The 943-nt window shown below is 41.4% G+C and carries 2 protein-coding genes and 1 pseudogene; all 3 read right to left on the reverse strand.

From position 1 onward, the window contains the following. Positions 1 to 115, reverse strand: a pseudogene (gene rplB / locus GMD4S_RS12360) (50S ribosomal protein L2); the annotation flags it as partial. Between the two features lie 17 nt (positions 116 to 132). Next, positions 133 to 429 carry a 50S ribosomal protein L23 gene (locus tag GMD4S_RS12365; protein WP_001055347.1) on the reverse strand — a complete coding sequence of 99 codons (297 nt, stop codon included), beginning with the start codon at positions 427 to 429 and terminating at the stop codon, positions 133 to 135. Continuing rightward, the coding region (gene rplD, locus GMD4S_RS12370; RefSeq protein ID WP_000553038.1) for a 50S ribosomal protein L4 at positions 429 to 943 on the reverse strand (515 nt) is incomplete at its 5' end. The genes GMD4S_RS12365 and rplD, both read right to left, overlap by 1 nt.

Raw genomic sequence — 943 nt, forward strand, 5'->3', positions numbered from 1 at the left:
TCTTCAAAGCAACAAGCAATGATTTTTCAGGAGTGCTTGTTGTGATTTCAGCGAAATCCAAAGAAGTCATATTACGGCGACCGTTTGTTGTTGGTTTATAAACACGAATTCCCACGATATTTCCTCCTTAGATTATTCAGCTTCAGCAGCAAACAACTCGATTGCTTTTGAATCAGCTGTAAGTGTGATGATAGCTTTTTTAGTTTTGTTAGTAAAACCAGTGTAACGTCCAACACGTTTTGCTTTAGGTTTTACGTTGATTGTGTTAACGTTGGCAACTTTAACACCTTCGAAAGCAGCTTCAACAGCTTGCTTGATCAAAAGTTTGTGTGCACGAGTGTCAACTTCAAATACATATTTTCCTGCTTCAAGTTGAGCCATTGAGCTTTCAGTGATGACAGGTTTTTTGATAACATCATACAAATTCATTATGCAAGAACCTCCTCGATTTTAGAGATAGCTGCTTGTGTGACAAGAAGTTTGTCGCTATTTGCGATGTCAAGAACACTTGCAGTTGTAGCAGTTGCAACTTTCACGTTTGGAAGGTTACGAGCTGAAAGAGCTGCGAATTCATTTCCTTCTTCAAGGATAACAAGAACTTTAGAATCGATGCTCAATGCTGCAAGAACTTTTGCAAATTCAGCAGTTTTTGGAGCTGTAAATGAAAGAGCGTCTACAGCTACGAATTTGTTTTCAGCAACTTTTTCAGAATAAACTGATTTAAGAGCTAGGCGACGAACTTTTTGTGGAAGTTTGTAGCCGTATGAACGTGGAGTTGGTCCGAAGACAACGCCACCACCACGCCATTGTGGTGAGCGGATAGAACCTTGACGAGCACGTCCAGTTCCTTTTTGACGCCATGGTTTGCGTCCACCACCTGATACTGCAGAGCGGTTTTTAACAGCGTGTGTTCCTTGACGAAGGCTTGCGCGTTGGCTGATGA

Source organism: Streptococcus sp. GMD4S (genome assembly GCF_000296955.1).

Coding starts and splice junctions, on each gene's coding strand:
- GMD4S_RS12365 (WP_001055347.1), bottom strand. CDS start 429: ATGAATTTGTATGATGTTATCAAAAAACCTGTCATCACTGAAAGCTCA.